The 17,352-nt window shown below is 56.3% G+C and carries 17 protein-coding genes; 6 read left to right on the top strand and 11 right to left on the bottom strand.

The features are described from left to right. Positions 1 to 54: 54 nt before the first annotated feature. Positions 55 to 2,106, top strand: a complete 2,052-nt coding sequence (locus BVC71_RS06450) for a lytic transglycosylase domain-containing protein (RefSeq protein ID WP_086450839.1) — start codon at positions 55 to 57, stop codon at positions 2,104 to 2,106. On the opposite strand, the gene BVC71_RS06445 is transcribed toward BVC71_RS06450, so the two are convergent. Continuing rightward, positions 2,075 to 2,980, bottom strand: coding sequence for a DMT family transporter (locus tag BVC71_RS06445; protein WP_086450838.1), 906 nt, complete (start codon positions 2,978 to 2,980; stop codon positions 2,075 to 2,077). The two genes, BVC71_RS06450 and BVC71_RS06445, sit on opposite strands and share 32 nt — an antisense overlap. Further along, complete coding sequence (gene mnmC2, locus BVC71_RS06440) at positions 2,977 to 3,645, bottom strand: tRNA (5-methylaminomethyl-2-thiouridine)(34)-methyltransferase MnmC2 (RefSeq protein ID WP_086450837.1); 669 nt, start codon at positions 3,643 to 3,645, stop codon at positions 2,977 to 2,979. Before mnmC2 ends, BVC71_RS06445 begins: the two co-directional genes overlap by 4 nt. 47 nt (positions 3,646 to 3,692) lie before the next feature. Here mnmC2 and BVC71_RS06435 point away from each other — a divergent pair, with 47 nt between their 5' ends. Continuing rightward, positions 3,693 to 4,733: an NAD(P)/FAD-dependent oxidoreductase gene (locus tag BVC71_RS06435; RefSeq protein WP_086450836.1), complete on the top strand. Its 1,041-nt coding sequence runs from the start codon at positions 3,693 to 3,695 to the stop codon at positions 4,731 to 4,733. On the opposite strand, the gene BVC71_RS06430 is transcribed toward BVC71_RS06435, so the two are convergent. Next, positions 4,711 to 5,259 (bottom strand): NADPH-dependent FMN reductase, encoded by a 549-nt coding sequence (locus BVC71_RS06430; protein ID WP_086450835.1) that lies wholly within the window; start codon positions 5,257 to 5,259, stop codon positions 4,711 to 4,713. The two genes, BVC71_RS06435 and BVC71_RS06430, sit on opposite strands and share 23 nt — an antisense overlap. A gap of 51 nt (positions 5,260 to 5,310) precedes the next feature. Next, positions 5,311 to 5,919 carry a cob(I)yrinic acid a,c-diamide adenosyltransferase gene (cobO, locus tag BVC71_RS06425; RefSeq protein ID WP_086450834.1) on the bottom strand — a complete coding sequence of 203 codons (609 nt, stop codon included), beginning with the start codon at positions 5,917 to 5,919 and terminating at the stop codon, positions 5,311 to 5,313. A gap of 108 nt (positions 5,920 to 6,027) precedes the next feature. On the opposite strand from cobO, the gene BVC71_RS15450 reads away from it, so the two are divergent. After that, a complete protein-coding gene (locus BVC71_RS15450) occupies positions 6,028 to 6,195 on the top strand; it encodes a hypothetical protein (RefSeq protein WP_165767739.1) in 168 nt (55 codons plus the stop codon). A gap of 4 nt (positions 6,196 to 6,199) precedes the next feature. Here BVC71_RS15450 and BVC71_RS06420 read toward each other — a convergent pair whose 3' ends face one another. Together BVC71_RS06420 and BVC71_RS06415 are read right to left on the bottom strand one after the other, a co-directional pair. Continuing rightward, a complete protein-coding gene (locus BVC71_RS06420) occupies positions 6,200 to 7,414 on the bottom strand; it encodes a threonine ammonia-lyase (protein WP_086450833.1) in 1,215 nt (404 codons plus the stop codon). A 4-nt stretch (positions 7,415 to 7,418) separates the two neighbouring features. Further along, on the bottom strand, positions 7,419 to 7,892 hold the full coding sequence (locus BVC71_RS06415) for a GNAT family N-acetyltransferase (protein ID WP_086451247.1): 474 nt from the start codon (positions 7,890 to 7,892) through the stop codon (positions 7,419 to 7,421). Between the two features lie 201 nt (positions 7,893 to 8,093). Here BVC71_RS06415 and smc point away from each other — a divergent pair, with 201 nt between their 5' ends. Then, complete coding sequence (gene smc / locus BVC71_RS06410) at positions 8,094 to 11,549, top strand: chromosome segregation protein SMC (RefSeq protein ID WP_086450832.1); 3,456 nt, start codon at positions 8,094 to 8,096, stop codon at positions 11,547 to 11,549. Here smc and BVC71_RS06405 read toward each other — a convergent pair. From BVC71_RS06405 to BVC71_RS06385, 5 genes are all read right to left on the bottom strand, one after another. Next, entirely contained in the window at positions 11,536 to 12,372 is an 837-nt protein-coding gene (locus BVC71_RS06405) for a glycosyltransferase family 2 protein (RefSeq protein ID WP_165767738.1), read from the bottom strand. The two genes, smc and BVC71_RS06405, sit on opposite strands and share 14 nt — an antisense overlap. Positions 12,373 to 12,425: 53 nt before the next feature. After that, positions 12,426 to 13,592, bottom strand: coding sequence for a lytic murein transglycosylase (locus BVC71_RS06400; RefSeq protein ID WP_086450830.1), 1,167 nt, complete (start codon positions 13,590 to 13,592; stop codon positions 12,426 to 12,428). A gap of 49 nt (positions 13,593 to 13,641) precedes the next feature. Next, positions 13,642 to 14,547, bottom strand: a complete 906-nt coding sequence (cbiB, locus tag BVC71_RS06395; RefSeq protein WP_086450829.1) for an adenosylcobinamide-phosphate synthase CbiB — start codon at positions 14,545 to 14,547, stop codon at positions 13,642 to 13,644. Then, positions 14,544 to 15,467 carry a threonine-phosphate decarboxylase gene (locus BVC71_RS06390; RefSeq protein WP_086450828.1) on the bottom strand — a complete coding sequence of 308 codons (924 nt, stop codon included), beginning with the start codon at positions 15,465 to 15,467 and terminating at the stop codon, positions 14,544 to 14,546. The genes cbiB and BVC71_RS06390 overlap by 4 nt, the downstream gene beginning before the upstream one ends. A gap of 76 nt (positions 15,468 to 15,543) precedes the next feature. Next, entirely contained in the window at positions 15,544 to 16,521 is a 978-nt protein-coding gene (locus BVC71_RS06385) for a glutathione S-transferase family protein (protein WP_086450827.1), read from the bottom strand. A 173-nt stretch (positions 16,522 to 16,694) separates the two neighbouring features. On the opposite strand from BVC71_RS06385, the gene BVC71_RS06380 reads away from it, so the two are divergent. Further along, positions 16,695 to 16,874 (top strand): DUF6732 family protein, encoded by a 180-nt coding sequence (locus BVC71_RS06380; protein ID WP_086450826.1) that lies wholly within the window; start codon positions 16,695 to 16,697, stop codon positions 16,872 to 16,874. Between the two features lie 94 nt (positions 16,875 to 16,968). Beyond that, the gene (locus BVC71_RS06375) at positions 16,969 to 17,319 is read left to right on the top strand and encodes a hypothetical protein (RefSeq protein ID WP_086450825.1); all 351 of its coding nucleotides are present in this window, start codon (positions 16,969 to 16,971) and stop codon (positions 17,317 to 17,319) included. The last annotated feature ends 33 nt before the right edge of the window (positions 17,320 to 17,352 follow it).

Genomic DNA, 17,352 nt, shown 5'->3' with positions numbered 1-17,352 from the left:
GAGTTGTGCTTTGTGCATTGGGCGTTAGGCTCTTTTGAAAAAGGGCAGGAATTCATGGCATTTTTACGCTGTAAACTGATGGTCTTCGGTCTGATCGGGGCATTGGCATCGCCGATGAATGCCCAAGATGCGGCCCTATCAAACGCATTCGAAGCAGGTCGCGCAGGCGAATGGGATTCCGCCTATGGCCTTGTCGGGCTTGATTTATTGGCCCACGACCTGATCACTTGGACCCGTCTGCGCGAAGGTGAAGGCACCTTTGGTGACTACATCGCGTTTACAGCTGAACATTCCGATTGGCCCGGAATTGACCGTCTGCGTGCCCGAGGCGAAGAATCAATCACCGACGAAACCGATCCTAGCTATGTGGTGGCGTGGTTTGCGGACAACGAACCCGAAACTGGGACAGGGGGCTTGCGCCTTGCCCAAGCTTTGCGGGCGTTGGGACAAAACGAACAAGCCCGCGCGGTTATTCAAAATATTTGGGAAAAATACGGCCTGACCGAAGAAGAAACTGCCGCAATCATTGCGGAATTTGGTCCAGATTTGACGGCGCATCACGCCATTCGCGCTGAAAATATGCTGTGGCGGTCGCGCGCGGATGATGTGGAATGGATATTGGAATATCTGCACGACGATGATCGGGCCGTGGCAGAGGCACGCATCGCCCTGATCCGCCGTTCTAATGATTGGGGCGCAAAACTATCCGCTGTTCCTGCGACCCGTCGTGATGATGTCGGGCTTGCCTATGACAGAATGAATTTTCTTTCCAATCGCGGCGATTACACAGACGCGATCGCGATCCTATTGACCCATACAGACTCCGCCGAAAGCCTATCTCAGCCATTTCGATGGTCTGGCTGGCGCCGTAACCTTGCCCGTTGGGACATGCGCCAGGGGCGATATTATCGCGCCTATCAATTGGCGAGTATGCATTTTTTAACGCCCGAAAATGGTGAACCCTATGCAGATCTGGAATGGTTGTCGGGCTACATCGCACTGCGGTTTCTGGACCAACCTGCGGTTGCCCGAATCCATTTCAATCGTTTGAAAGACGCAGTAGATGGACCAATTTCGTCGGGGCGTGCGGGATATTGGTTGGGCCGCACCTATGATGCCTTGGGTGATGCTCCATCGGCCCAAGCCGCCTATGCCGAAGCGGCTGCACATCAAACGGCGTTCTATGGTCTTTTGGCCGCGGAAAAATTGGGTCAATCACTGGATCCATCGCTGATCCGTTCGGAACTGTTTGATCCTTATGATGCCTCGCCTGTGTCGTCGAACGAATGGGCGCGATCCGGTTTTGAATTGCTGGATGCGGGTGAACGTGGGTCGGCTGTTTTGTTTTTTGCGGCATTGGGCCGAACATTGGATCGCGCTGAATTGGGTACTGTGGGGTTGGAACTGCGCCGCAGGAACGAACCATTCTTTATGCTGCTCTTGGGTAAATCGGCTGCTGCGCGTGGTATGATCATTCCTGATCTATATTTCCCGCTGCACGATCTGCACCGCATGGATTTGCCAGTAGATCCTGAATTAGCCCTGTCGATTGCACGCCGCGAAAGTGAATTTAATCCTGTGGTCGGCAGCGCGGTCGGGGCGCTGGGCCTTATGCAGATCATGCCTGCGACAGCCGAAGAAGTCGCTGGAGAATTGGATCTGCCCTATAGCCGCGCGCGCCTGACCGCAGATTGGGAATATAACGCAACCTTGGGTGCGAAATATCTGTGGAATTTGCAGGATCGGTTTGGCCCATCGCCTGTTATGATTGCTGCTGGGTATAACGCGGGGCCTAGCCGTCCTGCACGGTGGATCGATGAACGCGGTGATCCCCGTACAGGCGACGCGGATGTCATTGATTGGATCGAGATGATCCCGTTTAGCGAAACCCGTAACTATGTGCAGCGCGTGACGGAAAGCATTCTGATTTATAACGCCCGCCTGAATGGGACGGTCAGCGGTCCCATTGAATTTTCAGACCTATTACGCGGTGTGAAACCGTTGGTGCGCCCCGCCGTGCGCCCATGGGACGACACAGTCGAACCATCGATGTCGACCAGTCCTTATGCGCCGGTTAACGCCCCGCGACCGCTCGCGCGGCCTTAGTCTGTTTGCGCGCGGCCAGCTGTTCGCGGATCAACGTGAACACGCCCGCCGTCACAACAATCACTGCACCGATAACAACATTGGTGCGCAGGTTGTCGCCAAACATCGTGACGCCGATAAAGGATGCGAACGGCAACTGTAGGTAGGCAAAGGGTTGGATGGCGCTGGCCTGGGCGACCTCATACGCGCGGATCAACAGGTAATGACCGGCCAGACTGATGATGCATAAAAACAGCATCCAAATCCAATCGACGGGCGCCATGTTTTCCCAGTAGAACACGCCGACCGCTGTCGACATGATCATCCCGAAAACGCCCATCCAGAAAAACGACGTTGCTGCCGAATCTTTGCGCGCCACGTAGCGGTTCATAATGCCGTAGGTCGCGAACATGACTGTCGGAACAACGGCCCACAACGACACGAGCGAAAACACCCCGTCGCTGGGCTGAAGGATGATCAAGACGCCGATAAACCCAATGCCAATGGCGACCCAACGCCGCCAGCCAACGGATTCGCCCAAAATCGGGCCTGATAATGCCGCGATGATCAGCGGATAGCAGGCGAAAATCGCATGGGTTTCCACAAGGCCCAGTTTCGTAAAGGCTACCACCATGATGCCGATTTCCAAAACCATAATCAGGGCGCGGAAAAACTGTGCGATCGGTTGTTTGGTTTTCAGCGCTCCAAAGGCCGATCCCGTGGCCCGATAGCTAAGAGCCACCGCGAATAGCGCAAAGAACCAGAACCGCACCATAACAATGAAACGGATGTCATAAAGTTCGCCCAAATGGCGCGATGCGGCGTCTTGGACAGAGAAAATGAAGGTGACCAGCACCATCATCCAGATGCCCATGCGATTGTTTTGTTCGGTCATTCTTTGATCCCACGTGACATGTGGCGTTTGTGGGCGAACCCTTTGGTACGGGTCACGGTGAACCCTGCGGTTTCCAGCGATTTGCGCACATGGCCCGCCGCCGTGTAGGTGGCAAAGGTGCCGCCAAGCGCAGTGTGGTCGTAAACATGCTGCATCAAATTAGCGCCCCACATTTCGGGATTTTTGGCAGGGCTGAACCCGTCCAGAAACCACGCGTCCGCCTGTAGGTCTGATTGCGGCAGGGTTTCGCGAACGTCACCCGTGACGATGTTCAGACGGATGTTGCCGAATGTCGTGTCGCCCGCCCGCAGGCCCGCGATCATCTGATCGGCCAAAGGCGCAATTTCAGGGAAAGCTGCCAAAGCGCGTTCGGTTTCATCCAGAGACATCGGAAACGCCTCAAACGTGGTAAAGGTCACCATTCCGCGCGATCCGTCCGCGATCCATGCGGCCCAAGTCGTCAGAAAATTCAGGCCCGTGCCGAACCCCAATTCGCCGATGTGGAAATCGCCTCCGAACCGTTGGGGCAGGTCGTTGCCCGCAATGAATACATGCCGCGTTTCGGCCAGACCGTCGTTGATCGAAAAATAAGGGTCATCGAACTGTTTCGACACAGGGATCGTGTCGTCGCGCCATTCGATATCCGCAATCGGCTGGTCGTTCATACTGGTCTGCCTTAAATACGTCGCAGCAACTAACCCAAGGTGGGGCCATGGCAACGGTAGATGTAACAATTTTCGGCGCAGGCGCCTTTGGTCTAGCAGTGGGCTATGCCTGCGCCAGACGCAAGGCCCGCGTGCGCGTAATCGATCCAAATGGCGTGGCCGCTGGGTCTTCGGGCGGGGTCGTTGGGGCGCTGGCCCCGCATGTTCCCGAAAATTGGAACGACAAAAAGGAATTCCAATTCCAAAGTCTGGATATGGCCGCCAAATTCTGGGCCGAGGTTGCCGAGGTATCGGGCGAACACGCGGGCTATGTTCGGTCGGGGCGATTGCAGCCGCTGGCCGACGAACGCACGATTGAACTGGCGCAAATGCGCACCGAAAACGCGCGCGAATTGTGGCGCGGGAAATACGAATGGCAGGTGGCAGGCGCGCGTGATTTCGGCGATTGGTGCCCGCCCACGCCCACGGGGCAGGTCGTTTGGGATAACCTTAGCGCCTTGATGCATCCGCGCATGGCCTGTCACGCGTTGGCGTCGGCGATTGTTGCACTGGGCGGTGAAATCGTGACCGAAGGCGCGGCAGAGGGCAAAATCCTGCACGCCACAGGGTGGCGCGGATTGATGGAACTGTCCGAAACTGTTGGGAAAAACGTCGGCAATGGTGTCAAAGGTCAGGCCGCTGTGTTGCAATACAACGGTTGGCTGCTGCCTCAGTTATTTGCCGATAGTCTGCATATCGTGCCGCACGCGAACGGCTCGGTCGCCATTGGGTCCACCAGCGAACGCGAATTTGATGCGCCTGATACCACGGACAATCAGTTGGACGATATTATCGCCCGCGCCATTGCAGCGTTTCCCGTGTTGAAAGACGCGCCCGTCATCGAACGCTGGGCCGGTGTGCGCCCCCGTGCCAAAAGCCGCGCCCCGATGATCGGGCATCACCCCCTGCGGGACGGCGAATTTATCGCAAATGGCGGGTTTAAAATCGGGTTCGGTATGGCCCCGAAAATAGCCGAGGTCATGGCCGAACTGATGTTGGACGGCCACGACGCTATTCCAGACGGGTTTAAGCCGACTGCGAGTATGTAATCAGGTCTTTGAGCGCGCCTAGGTGCGTGTCTAGCATCTTAACCGCCTGATCGTCAGCTAGTTTGCCGTCGTCGCCAAAGGCATTGAACGCACCGCCGACAAGGACTTCGCGGCCATTCAGCAGCAGCGGGGCAAAGGGTTGCAGCGCGTGGCGCAGCGCATATTGCGACCGGTCACCGCCCCCGCGACCTGCGGCTGCTGAGATTATCGACACGGGTTTGTTTTCCCACGGGTTACCTTCGATGCGGCTGACCCAATCCAGCGCGTTTTTCAAACCACCAGGGATGGATTTGTTGTATTCGGGCGTTGCGATGATCACGGCGTCCGACGCCTTGATCTGGTCGTATAGCGCCTGCGCAGCGGCAGGGATGCCATCGCGTTCTTCGACATCGCCGTCGTATAATTCCATACGGATTTCTGCGATGTTGAACTGATCCGCGCCAAACCGTTCGGCCGCCTGTTTCAATAGCATCAAGTTATATGAACCGTCGCGAAGCGACCCGCAAATTCCTAAAAGTTTTGTCATATCAAACCCCTTTCGGGATTTAACTTAGGATTGTTCGCGGGTCATTCCAGTTCAATATTCTACACCTACCTGTGCGGCGATGCCGGATTTGAACGGGTGTTTTACCTGCTTCATTTCCGTTACCAGATCGGCGATTTCGATCAGGTCGGGGTGCGCATTGCGGCCCGTTAGAACCACGTGGGTCATGTGCGGTTTTTCATCGCGCAGGAAAGTCACCACGTCGTTGATATCCAGATAATCATACCGCAGTGCGATGTTGATTTCGTCCATCAGAACCATGCTGTTGGATTCGTCGCGCACCAATTCTTTGCACTTTTCCCATGCGGCTGCGGCCATTTCTTTGTCGCGCTCTTTGTCTTGGGTTTCCCAAGTGAAACCTTCGCCCATGACGTGAACGGGGCAGATATCGGGAAAGCGTTCTTTGATCATGTCGCGTTCACCGCTGGGCCATTTGCCTTTGATGAACTGCACAATCGCACATTTTATGCCGTGGCCGATGTGACGGAAAATCATGCCAAAGCCAGCCGTTGATTTGCCTTTGCCGTCGCCTGTGTACACGATGATCAGGCCCTTTTTATCGGTCTTTTTGGCCATCATTTTGTCGCGCGCCGCTTTGACCTTTTTCATGCGTTCGGCGTGCTGTTGATTTTCGTCTGACATTGGTATCCTCCGGTTTGGGTGGACATTGCTGCGCATGGCAGGGTTTCGCAACCCGCCAATTGCCAATGTCCGACGAATAGGGCATCAGCCCAGAAAAAGGAGCATACTATGCCAGATTATCGTACTTCGGGTCCGTCGTCCGTTCACAGTGGTTACACCCGTGACCTGGACATGAACAAAAAGGGCCGCAACAAACAGACCGCTGATCCTCGCAATGACAAAAAAGCCATTCTGGAAAAAATGAAAAAGGCAGCCGCCGCGAAAAAAGAAGGCTAAGGCGTTACAGCGTTTCGTTGTTTGTCGAAACGTTGAACCCTTTGTCGCGCAAGACGCCGACGATGTCGCGCACATGTTCAATATCGCGCGCTTCGATCACCACATCCAGTTCGGCCTGTTTCAAGGCGACACTCTGGAACATGCGTTGGTGGATGACCTCAACCACGTTTGCGCCGGCTTCGCCGATCAGGCGCGAAATTTCCGACAGCTGACCGGGGCGGTCGTCAATGACGAACGTCAGGCGTGTAATCCGTCCGTCGCGCACCAATCCGCGCAGGATCAGCGTTGATAAAATGCGGCTGTCGATATTGCCGCCGCAGACAACCAGCCCGACCTTTTTGCCCTGCAATTCATCGCGCAGCTGATTGATCACCGCCATGCCCGCGCCTGCCGCGCCTTCGGCCACGATTTTTTCGTTCGATAGTAGGTCGAAAATCGCGTCTTCGATCTCTTCTTCGGTCGCGGTTTCGATACGGTCGACGGTGTTGCGGATGATGCCGATGTTGTTTTCTGACGGCGCTTTGACGGCGATGCCTTCGGCCAGTGATGCGCCCGCAAAATGAGGCGGTGTGCCGTCGATGGCCGATTTCACTGCGTCAAACAACAGCGCCTGCGCGCCGATTACTTGAACGTCGGGTTTAATCGCCTTGGCCGCGGTTGCCATGCCCGCGATCAGACCGCCGCCGCCGATGGGCACAACGATCACGTCCAGATCGGGCTGCTGCGCCAACATTTCGATCGCAACGCTGCCTTGGCCCGCGACCACGTCGATATCATCGAACGGGTGAATAAAGGTCAGGCCATCGCGGTCTGCCATATCTTTGGTAAAGGCAACGCTGTCGTCAAACCCGTTGCCGTGGATGACGACCTTGGCCCCGAAATCCTGCGTACGCTGGATTTTGTTGAACGGCGTGCCTTCGGGCATGACGATGACGGACGGAATGCCCAGATTGGTGGCGTGGTATGCGACGCCTTGGGCGTGGTTGCCCGCGCTGCACGCAATAACGCCTGCGTGTTTCTGGGCGTCTGATAACGTCAGCAGTTTCGCCAAGGCCCCGCGCGCTTTGAACGCGTTGGTGTGCTGCAGGTTTTCCAATTTCAGAAACAGATCAAATCCCAAACGTGGGGATAGACGCGATGCACGCACGGTTGGCGTTTGGATCGTATCGTCTTTGATCTTTTCATAGGTGGATTGGATGTAGTCTGCAGTCAGGGTCACGGTGTTATCCTTCGTCGTCTGACAACGCAGTTAGACGTTTTTCCATGAAAATCGAAGAGTTCGCATCGGGATAATCGCCAAATGGCCTACATTTCGTGAAACCGTGACGGGCGTAAACCTTGTGCGCGGCATGCAGCAGGTTGCCGGTTTCCAGTTTTAGCCAGTCCAGATTTTCGGCGCGGGCTTCATCCTCGATCTGGCGGAGCAGGGCATCCGCCGCGCCCGATCCGCGGGCGTTTTCGGCGACGAACATGGATTTGACCTCTCCATACCCGTCTTTGATCGCCAATGCGCCGGTGCCGAAAATGGTGTCGCCTTTGCGCGCGGTAAAAAAACGGATCGACGGCACGCAAAGGTCATCAATCTCTAGGTAGAAATTATCTTCGGGCGGGAAAAGGCTCTGCATTAGGGCGTGCGACGCCTTTAGCAGCGCCGTTGCCTGCGGGTGTTTTGGGGACGTGCGTTCAATCAGAATCATGGGAAAATCCGAAAATAAATATGCTGCCTCCGAATAGATCATTGCCCCTTTGTCACTGCAATCACCTGTCGCAAACCTGCTGGATATGGCGATATCTTGTGGATAAAACCGCTCATCTGGCCAGATAAAGTGGGTCACCATTGACTCAGGCCCTGCGCGTTCAGCAAGATCAGACCCTAACGGAATCAGTGAGTATATCGCGTGAAGTTTACCAAACTGCGGCTGAACGGCTTTAAAAGCTTTGTCGACCCGACCGACCTGATCATCGCCGATGGTCTGACCGGTGTGGTGGGTCCGAACGGCTGCGGTAAATCCAACCTGCTAGAGGCGCTGCGCTGGGTCATGGGTGAAAACCGCCCTAAGGCGATGCGTGGCGGCGGAATGGAGGATGTGATCTTTGCTGGTGCCGCAACCCGCCCAGCCCGCAATTTCGCCGAAGTATCGCTGATTATCGACAATCAGGAACGTCTGGCCCCTGCCGCGTTCAATGATGCGGATAATTTGGAAATCGTCCGCCGTATCACCCGTGATATTGGATCGGCCTATAAGGTCGGCACCAAAGACGTGCGCGCCCGCGATGTACAGATGTTGTTTGCGGATGCCTCGACCGGTGCGCATTCGCCCGCGCTGGTCCGTCAGGGCCAGATTTCCGAACTAATTAACGCGAAACCCAAGGCGCGTCGCCGTATTTTGGAAGAAGCCGCAGGCATTTCCGGCCTATATCAGCGTCGCCACGAGGCAGAGCTGAAGCTAAAAGCAGCAGAGGCCAATTTGGAACGCGTCGATGACGTGACCGAACAACTGGCCAATCAGCTGAACCAATTAGCCCGACAGGCGCGTCAGGCGGCGCGGTATCGCGAAATCGGTGAAAACCTGCGCCACGCCGAAGGCATGTTGCTGTACCGCCGCTGGAAAGAAGCCGAAGAGGCGCGTTTGGCCGCCGTGGACGTTCTGCGCGAACGCACCGTTGCCGCATCGCAGGCCGAAAGCCACGCCCGCGCGACCACCGCAAAACGTGTCCAAGGCGAAGAAGCACTGCCGCCCCTACGCGAAGAAGAGGCGATTGCCGCGGCGATCCTACAACGCCTGCAAGTGCAGCGCGATACGCTCAAAGATCAGGAAATCCGCGCGTTAGAGACGATTCAGACTCTGAAAAACCGCATCGATCAGCTGGCCCGCGATATTGAACGCGAAAGCGGTCTGAACGTGGACGCGGAACAAACGATCGAACGTCTGGAGTGGGAAGCGCGCGAAATCAGCAAGGCGAGCCAAGGCCATGATGCGCGTTTAGAGGCCGCGCAAGACGCATCGCGCGAGGCCGCTTCTATGTTGCAGGAACGCGAAACCCTGTTGTCGGAACAGACCGAAGATGTCGCGCGTCTGTCTGCTCGTCACCAATCCACGCAACGTTTGTTGGATGACAGCCGCAAAACATTGGCCAAGGCTGAAGAAGATGCCGTTCGCGCCCGCACCGCGATGCAGGACGCTGACGCCGCCCTGACCCGCGCCGAAGAACAATTCGCCGCCGCAGAAGAGGCCGAAGCCGCCGCCATTGCCACCGCCGAACATGCCGAAGAAACATTGATCGAGGCTGAAACCGCCCGCGCCGAAATGCAATCGCGCGAGGTCGACGCCCGCGCCCTGCGGTCATCTGCCGAAGGCGAAGTGAACGCCCTGCGGGCCGAGGTGAACGGTCTGGCCAAATTGGTCGAACGTGACAGCGCCGAAGGGGCGCAGATCCTTGATCTGTTATCGGTGAAATCGGGCTATGAAAAGGCGCTGGGCGCGGCCTTGGCCGATGACTTGCGTGCGCCTGTTTTGGATGGCGATCTGAAAACTGGTTGGTCGAAGTTGCCCGATTACGATGCGGCGCAATCCCTGCCAGATGGCGCGCGTCCATTGACCGATTTCGTCGATGTGCCCGATGTACTGCGCCGCCGTATGGCGCAGATCGGGTTGATAGACAACATCGACGCCGAACGCCTACAGCCGATGCTGAAACCTGGTCAGCGGTTGGTCAGCCTTGCGGGTGATCTGTGGCGCTGGGATGGCTATCGCGCCGGCGCCGAAGACGCGCCATCTGCCGCCGCGCTACGCCTGCAACAAATCAACCGCCTGAATGCTCTGCGCGCCGATCTAGAGGCCGCCGAGGATCGCGCCGAACAGGCCCGCGCCGCGCACGAAGAAATGCAGGCCCGTTTGGAAACCCTGACCCAAGCGGATCAAATGGCCCGCAATGCCCGCCGTGCTGCGGACCAGCAGGTGGCTGATGCCGCCCGCGCGCTATCGCGAGCCGAGGCGGACCGCAATCTGGCCGAAGGGAAACGCGAAACATCTCAGCTGGCTCTGCGTCGCCACGAAGAAGAGGCGCTGACCGCTCGCAAGGCTTTGTCTGAGGCCGAGGCGACCGCGCGCAGCTTGCCCGACCTATCCGATGCCCGCGCCGCCGTTGAAGACGTCAAAATGGCGGTCGAGGCCGCGCGGATGACTATGATGACCAAACGCGCCGCATTCGACGAAGTCCGTCGCGAAGGCGATGCGCGCACCAAACGCAGCCAAGAGATCACCAAAGAAATCAGCGGCTGGCGTCACCGTTTGGATACGGCGACGAAACGGTCCTCTGAATTGGTGGAGCGCAAAGAAGACAGCGAAGATCAGCTGTATGAGGCGATGGCAGCCCCTGAGGAAATCGCGGAACAACGTGAAGAGCTGAACGCCGCGATTGAGGACGCCGAGGAACGCCGCCGCGCCGCTGCTGACAAATTGGCCGAGGCAGAAAACGGTCTGCGCGATATCCAGATGGAAGAACGCGACGCCGAACGTCTGGCATCCGAGGCCCGAGAATCCCGCGCCCGCGCCGAAGCCCGCAACGAAGCCGCCCGCGAAACGGTGACCTATGCAACTGAACGCATTGCCGAAGCGCAAGATACCACACCCGATAAGCTGCTAGAGGCTCTGGACGTCAATCCAGAAGATATGCCGCCCGCCGAGCAGATCGAAAATCAGGTGAATACCTACAAACGCCAGCGCGATGCCTTGGGTGCTGTGAACCTGCGCGCCGAAGAGGACGCGATCGAAGTCCAGGCCGAATACGACACGCTGACCGGTGAAAAGGCCGATCTAGAGGAAGCGATCAAAGCGCTGCGCCAAGGTATCTTTGGCCTGAACCGCGAAGGCCGCGAACGCCTGCTGACCGCGTTTGAACAGGTGAACGAAAACTTTGGCACCTTGTTCACGCACCTTTTTGGCGGCGGCGAGGCGAAGCTGGTTTTGGTTGAATCCGATGACCCGTTAGAGGCGGGTCTGGAAATCATGTGCCAACCGCCAGGCAAAAAACTGTCGGTTCTGTCGCTGCTATCGGGTGGTGAACAGACGCTGACAGCGTTGGCGCTGATCTTTGCGGTGTTCCTTGCGAACCCTGCGCCGATCTGTGTGCTGGACGAGGTCGACGCGCCACTGGACGATGCGAACGTCACCCGTTTCTGTGATCTGCTGGATGAAATGACCCGCCGCACAAACACGCGTTTCCTGATCATCACGCACCACGCCGTCACGATGGCGCGTATGGATCGCCTATTCGGCGTCACGATGCAGGAACAGGGGGTCAGTCAGTTGGTGTCGGTCGACCTGAAAAAGGCCGAAGCTATGGTCGCATAACGGCGTCTACCTTTAGGGCGAGGTGCAGATCGATATCGATCATCAAACCTTCGGCTATCAATTTATCACGCAGCCATGGTTTGATGCGCATCACCTGGTTGTAGAAATCTTTGACCTCATCATCTGAAGCATCTTTTAAAAACGCCGACAATTTCGGGTTGGCGCGATACGCCCCGTGTTCCAATCGATACGGCAAATGCGCCAACCAGTTTGTGCGATTTTGGGCATGAAAATGCAGTAATTGCAGCCGATCTTCGAACGGTACAGGATCAAGGGGGGCGTGGTTCAAACGCGCGCTGTGTATCCGCGGCGATAGGCCTGTGCCCGTCCTAAAAAATGCTTTGCCTGCTGTATGGCTTAGTGCGCCTTTGGGCAATAATGGGGTGTATTCCTGAAATGATTGGCGTCGGCGTTGCTTTGCCGTATCGCCGCGCAAAGCTGTTCGAAAAAGGTGCGCGTTGAAACAGCTGCCATCATGCGGTGAAAATAACGCTTCCCATGGTTTCATACGCACCATCAACGCACCATCGTGGTCGGCAAGGACGCTGGAAATATCGTCGCCAACGATGAATTCATCGACATCAATATGCGCGACCCAATCCACAACGGTGTTGTTGTAGACCCTTTGCATATTCATGACCTGACGCAGCTGGTGTTCGTCTGGTCGCCCGCCAAGCTGGTTCCAATACGGCGTGTCGCATTGGATGATGGTTACGTTGGCAAGGTGCCCCAATTTATCGACGACGTCATCCGACGGGGTATCAAGGTGCAGCCACAGGTGATCTGCGCCCAGCGACAGGTGATGGACGGCAAATTCAACCACCTCCCCGATCGGAGCGTTGGTTGTCGTGCAGATGCCCCAACGTACCAATCGCGTTACAGTCGGTTCAGCAGGTCACGCGTCGGCCATGCGTCAGCGGGCAGCCCCAACCGTTCCTGTTCGGATTGAACGGCCTCGCGGGTCATTGCGCCGATAATCCCGTCGACCCCGCCAACGTCATAGCCCATGGATTCCAGTTTCCGCTGTAGTGCCATGACCTCTTCGCCAGATAGGGCAGGGTCCGGATTGCCAGCGTCATAAGCTGGTGCGCCCATCAGGCGGGTCCCAAAATAAGCAGCGGTGGTCACATAGACCATGGATTTGTTCCATTCGAAATATACCTGAAAATTCGGGTATGCGATGAATGCGGGTCCTTTGCGCCCCACAGGTAGCAGAATGGACGCGGGCAGGTTTCCTGCGATATCGCCGCTGGTGGCACGCACGCCTAGCCGTTCCCATTCGCGGCCCATCATTTCGTGATTCAATCCCGTCAGTGACCAATCAAGATCGGCAGGCACGGTGACCTCTTGCAGCCATGGTTCATTCGGACGCCACCCAAGCGAAGACAAAACCGATGCCCCCGACAAAAGCGCATCTGCCGACGAGTTTTTCAGATCGACATGCCCATCGCCGTCGCCATCGCGGCCATTGCGAATAATATCTTCAGGCAGCATTTGGACCTGCCCGATTTCGCCTGCCCATGCGCCGGTGGTGCGGACAGGGTCAAAATCACCGCGCTCATACAGTTCTAACGCGGCATAAACCTGCGGCTGGAACAATTCGGGACGGCGACAATCATGCGCCAAGGTCAATAGCGCGTTCAACGTGTTGAAATCGCCCTGAACTTGCCCGAAATCGGTTTCAAATGCCCAGAACGCCAGTAGCACCCCGCGCGGGATACCATATTCACGTTCGATGCGGTCAAATATGGCGTCCTGATTGTTCGCGTAATAGCGGCCATTATCCATGCGATTTTGCGAAATCAGGCGACGCGAAAAGGTCACAAAATCCATTTGGAATACGCCCTGCGCGCGGTCTGCGCGGATCACGGCGTCATCTTGACGCGCGTTCGCCAGAAAACGGTCCACGGTTGCAGGTGCATGACCGCGGGCGATGGCTTCGGATTTTACGTCCGACAGAAAACTGCTGAAAGAGCCTCCGCAAGTTTGTGCAGATACAGCTGTAGCGCAGCAAAGCGCGGCAAGGGTGGCGATAACACGCATGATGGCTCCTTTAAAACTTGAGAGGAGCGTATCATTCGCCCATCAGGTTTCAACCGCAGATAAAGGCGATCAGCAGGATCATGATCAAAGCGATCGACCACGCGCGCCACAGCTGGACGATGGCTGCATCAATGTCATCGACCGTTAGCGCGGTGCGTGCGCCGTCATTCACCCAATCATAGTTTTGCATTTGGCCGTGATAGGGGCGTGGGCCCGATAACGCGACATTCAAAACGCGCGACAATGCGGCCTCTGGCCAGCCAGCATTGGGGCTGCGGTGTTTGATGGCATCTGCGTAGATCGATTTGAAATGCCATAGACGGGGGTAGGGTAGGATAAACAGTAGTGCGGTCAGCCGAGCAGGGATCAAGTTCAGCAGATCATCAAACCGTGCGGCGGCCCAACCGAATTCAATGTATTTCTCGGTTTTGTACCCAATCATGCTGTCGGCAGTATTGGTGATTTTATAGACCATCAAACCGGGTAATCCGCCGACTAAAAACCAGAACAATGGTGCGATGACGCCATCGCTGAAATTTTCGGCGGCGCTTTCGATTGCGGCGCGGGCGACTGCGGGCTGGTCCATGGCGTCGGTATCGCGCCCTACGATCATCGAAACGGCAAAACGTCCATCGGCCAACGATTGACGCAGCCCGACCGACACAGCGTGGACATGATCCACCAATGATTTTTGAGCCAGTAAAATAGCACCAACGATCACCTGTGCTGGCCAGCCGATAAACTGTTCCAACAGATGCCCCAGAAGTGCGAATGCGACGACCAAACCTGCCATGCCGGCGATACCCATGTCGCGACGCATTGGGCCATGATTCAGGGTGCGGTCAATGAACGACACGCAGCGGCCCATCAAAATGGCGGGGTGGGGTATGCGCGTCCAAATAGCTTTTGGTTCGCCAAAAATGGCGTCCAATAGCATTGCCAAAATGATGGTCATAAAGCGGCCTTTAGTTGGTCCCATTGATGCGGCGCGGGCAGCCCCACACGGATCCAGTCATCCGCATATGGAAAGATGCGTGACCAGACATGACCACGGGCCAAACGATCCCGCCATTGAACCGCAGAATCGACCCTATAAAGGCGAAATAGCGATGTTCCGCCCGCGATGGTTGCCCCTTTCGCGGTAAAGATTCGATCCATATATGCCGCGTGTTCTGACAACCTATGTCGCGTTTGTTCGGCCCATTCGGGGTCGTTCAGGGCGCGCGTGCCGATTTCCAACGCAGGGCCGTTGACCGACCAAGGCTCCAGCAATTCGGCCATGCGGGCAATCAAAATGGGGGTGCCGATCATGAACCCAAGGCGTAACCCCGCCAACCCCCAGAATTTTCCAAAGCTTTTGAGGATCACGATCCCGTCTTCGCCTGCGCGACTTATGTGCGATTGGTCCGGGGTGACGTCACAAAAGCTTTCGTCGATGACCGTCATTGGCCGCCCGCCGATCGCATCTGAAGGCCAAAGCCGTCCGTCAGGATTATTGGGGTGCACATAGATATGAACTGGCGACATCGGGTTGGACGTATCGGCAGATCCAAAGGCCGCGGCGTGTTCGTTATAGGTTGGGGTGGGGATATAGGCGCTGCCTGCAATCTCTGGCATGCGCCGAATAAGAGCCGAGGCGCCATTTGCAGGTAAAATCGCGGCGCGGTCGGGCACGTTCCAGAATTTACGCGCCGCCGCGATCAGCGCCGTCATCGCGGTTTTATCTGGTAGGGTGCCCCATGATTGCGCCGAAATATCGCCGACTGGATAGGGTACAGGGTTTATGCCTGTTGATAGATCAACCCAATCTGATCGCGTGCCACCGTATTGTGCGATGGCCGCGTCCAGATTTCCGCCGTGGTCCCGTGTTTTCATAAGGCTAACCCTGTTTTCGCCTATGAAAAGGATTAGGCAGGGTTACACAAGTCTAAGACGCGACTGTTTTCGCGTTTTAGGCGCCGCGACCGTGTGGTTCATCCCAATCCAGATCCGGCCCCGTTGGGATGATACGGTCGGGGTTAATCATGTCATGGCTGTAGTGGTAGTGGTGCGTGATGTGATCGAAATGGGTCGTCTCGGCCACGCCCGGGATTTGGTACAGTTCGCGGGTGTAGGCCCAGATGTTCGGGTATTCGATCAGTTTCTTGCGGTTGCATTTGAAATGGCCGTGATAGACCAGATCGAAACGGGCAAGGGTCGTCCACAGGCGCCAGTCTGCCTCGGTCAGGTGATCGCCCGTCAGGTAACGGTTTTTCGATAGGATGTCTTCGATCCAATCCAGACTGTCGAACAATGGATTTACGCCGTCTTCATAGGCTTCTTGGCTGGTGGCAAAACCGGATTTGTAGACGCCGTTGTTCACGGTGTCATAGATGCGGTCGTTCAGCGCCTCGATGTCATCGCGCAGGTGTTCGGGCCAATAGTCATCCGTGTTGCCGGTGATGTCGTTGAACGCCGAATTCAGCATGCGGATAATCTCAGAGCTTTCGTTGGATACGATCGTATTGGTTTTCTTGTCCCATAGGATCGGCACAGTCACGCGGCCCGAAATTTCAGGGTCAACTTTGGTGTAGATATCGCGCAGGAACGGAAGGCCGAACAGGTCATCGCCCGTCGCGCCTTCGAAATCGTCTTCGAACGTCCAGCCGTCCGACAACATATGCGGATGCACGACCGAAATGGTGATGTGGTCAGTCAGGCCTTTGATCGCGCGGAAAATTAATGTGCGATGTGCCCATGGGCAGGCGTAGGATACATACAGGTGATAGCGGCCCGATTCCGCCTTGAACCCTGCATCGCCAGATGGGCCAGCTGATCCATCAGCGGTGATCCAGTTGCGAAATGCAGCGGTCGAACGAACGAATTTACCGCCCGTCGATTCCGTGTCGTACCATTTGTCTTTCCACTCGCCTTTATCTAGGTAGCCCATCGTTCTCTCCGTCTATGCGTTGCTTGAAAACTAGGCGATTTGCCCAAAGGCGCAACAAAAGCTGACGCACGTCCCCACTGCATAAATGCACAGCTGCATCTTGGCTTGGGTTGAAACTGGGCGCCGCTATATGCATTGCTTGTGCGAAATTATTGCATTGCAAAGGAATACAAATGACCCGTTTTGCCCTGACCGCTGTTTTTATGACTGCTTCGACCGCTGCGATGGCGCACCCTGGACATGTAGAGGCTGCATCGGGCCATGATCATTACGCTGCCGTTGTTGCAATCGCAGTCGCGGCTGTTGTGTCTATTTGCAGCATCGTCAAAGCGCGGAAAACTGCGGCTGTTTGATAACGTCGGGCAAGTTTGTCACACAAGGCGTTGGTATAGGTTGATTTTCTCTGCCGCTGCTTCATCCTAGGCATACAAGACCAAGGTGAACGCTATGTCAGATTTTCTGCCCGAAGCTGTCCGTAAAGGATTGGAAGAAGCCCGCCGCGCCGCAGAGCGCCGTTCGTCGCGCCTATGTGTGCATGATGGTGACGAGGTGTATCGCATCAATCGGATGTGGGACACGGGGTTTGCGATGGATGCAGAAGCCGCGCCGAAATTGCGCGGTCACGTCAAAATATATGATGGGCCAAAGTATTTGTATCAAGCGTTAGTATTCCAATCCCGCGAAGAAGAAGGCGAACGTTTGTTTGAATATAAGTGGCATCAGGCTGCATTGGATGGCCCGCCCGTCGATTTCGTCCGTTCGATAGATGCGCCAGCGGGTTTGATCACCAAACGCTGAATAGCAAAAGGGCTGTCTGAAACGGCCCTTTTT

The organism is Marivivens niveibacter (assembly GCF_002150005.2).
GTDB lineage: Bacteria > Pseudomonadota > Alphaproteobacteria > Rhodobacterales > Rhodobacteraceae > Marivivens > Marivivens niveibacter.
This window is presented reverse-complemented; position numbering and strand designations above follow the sequence as displayed.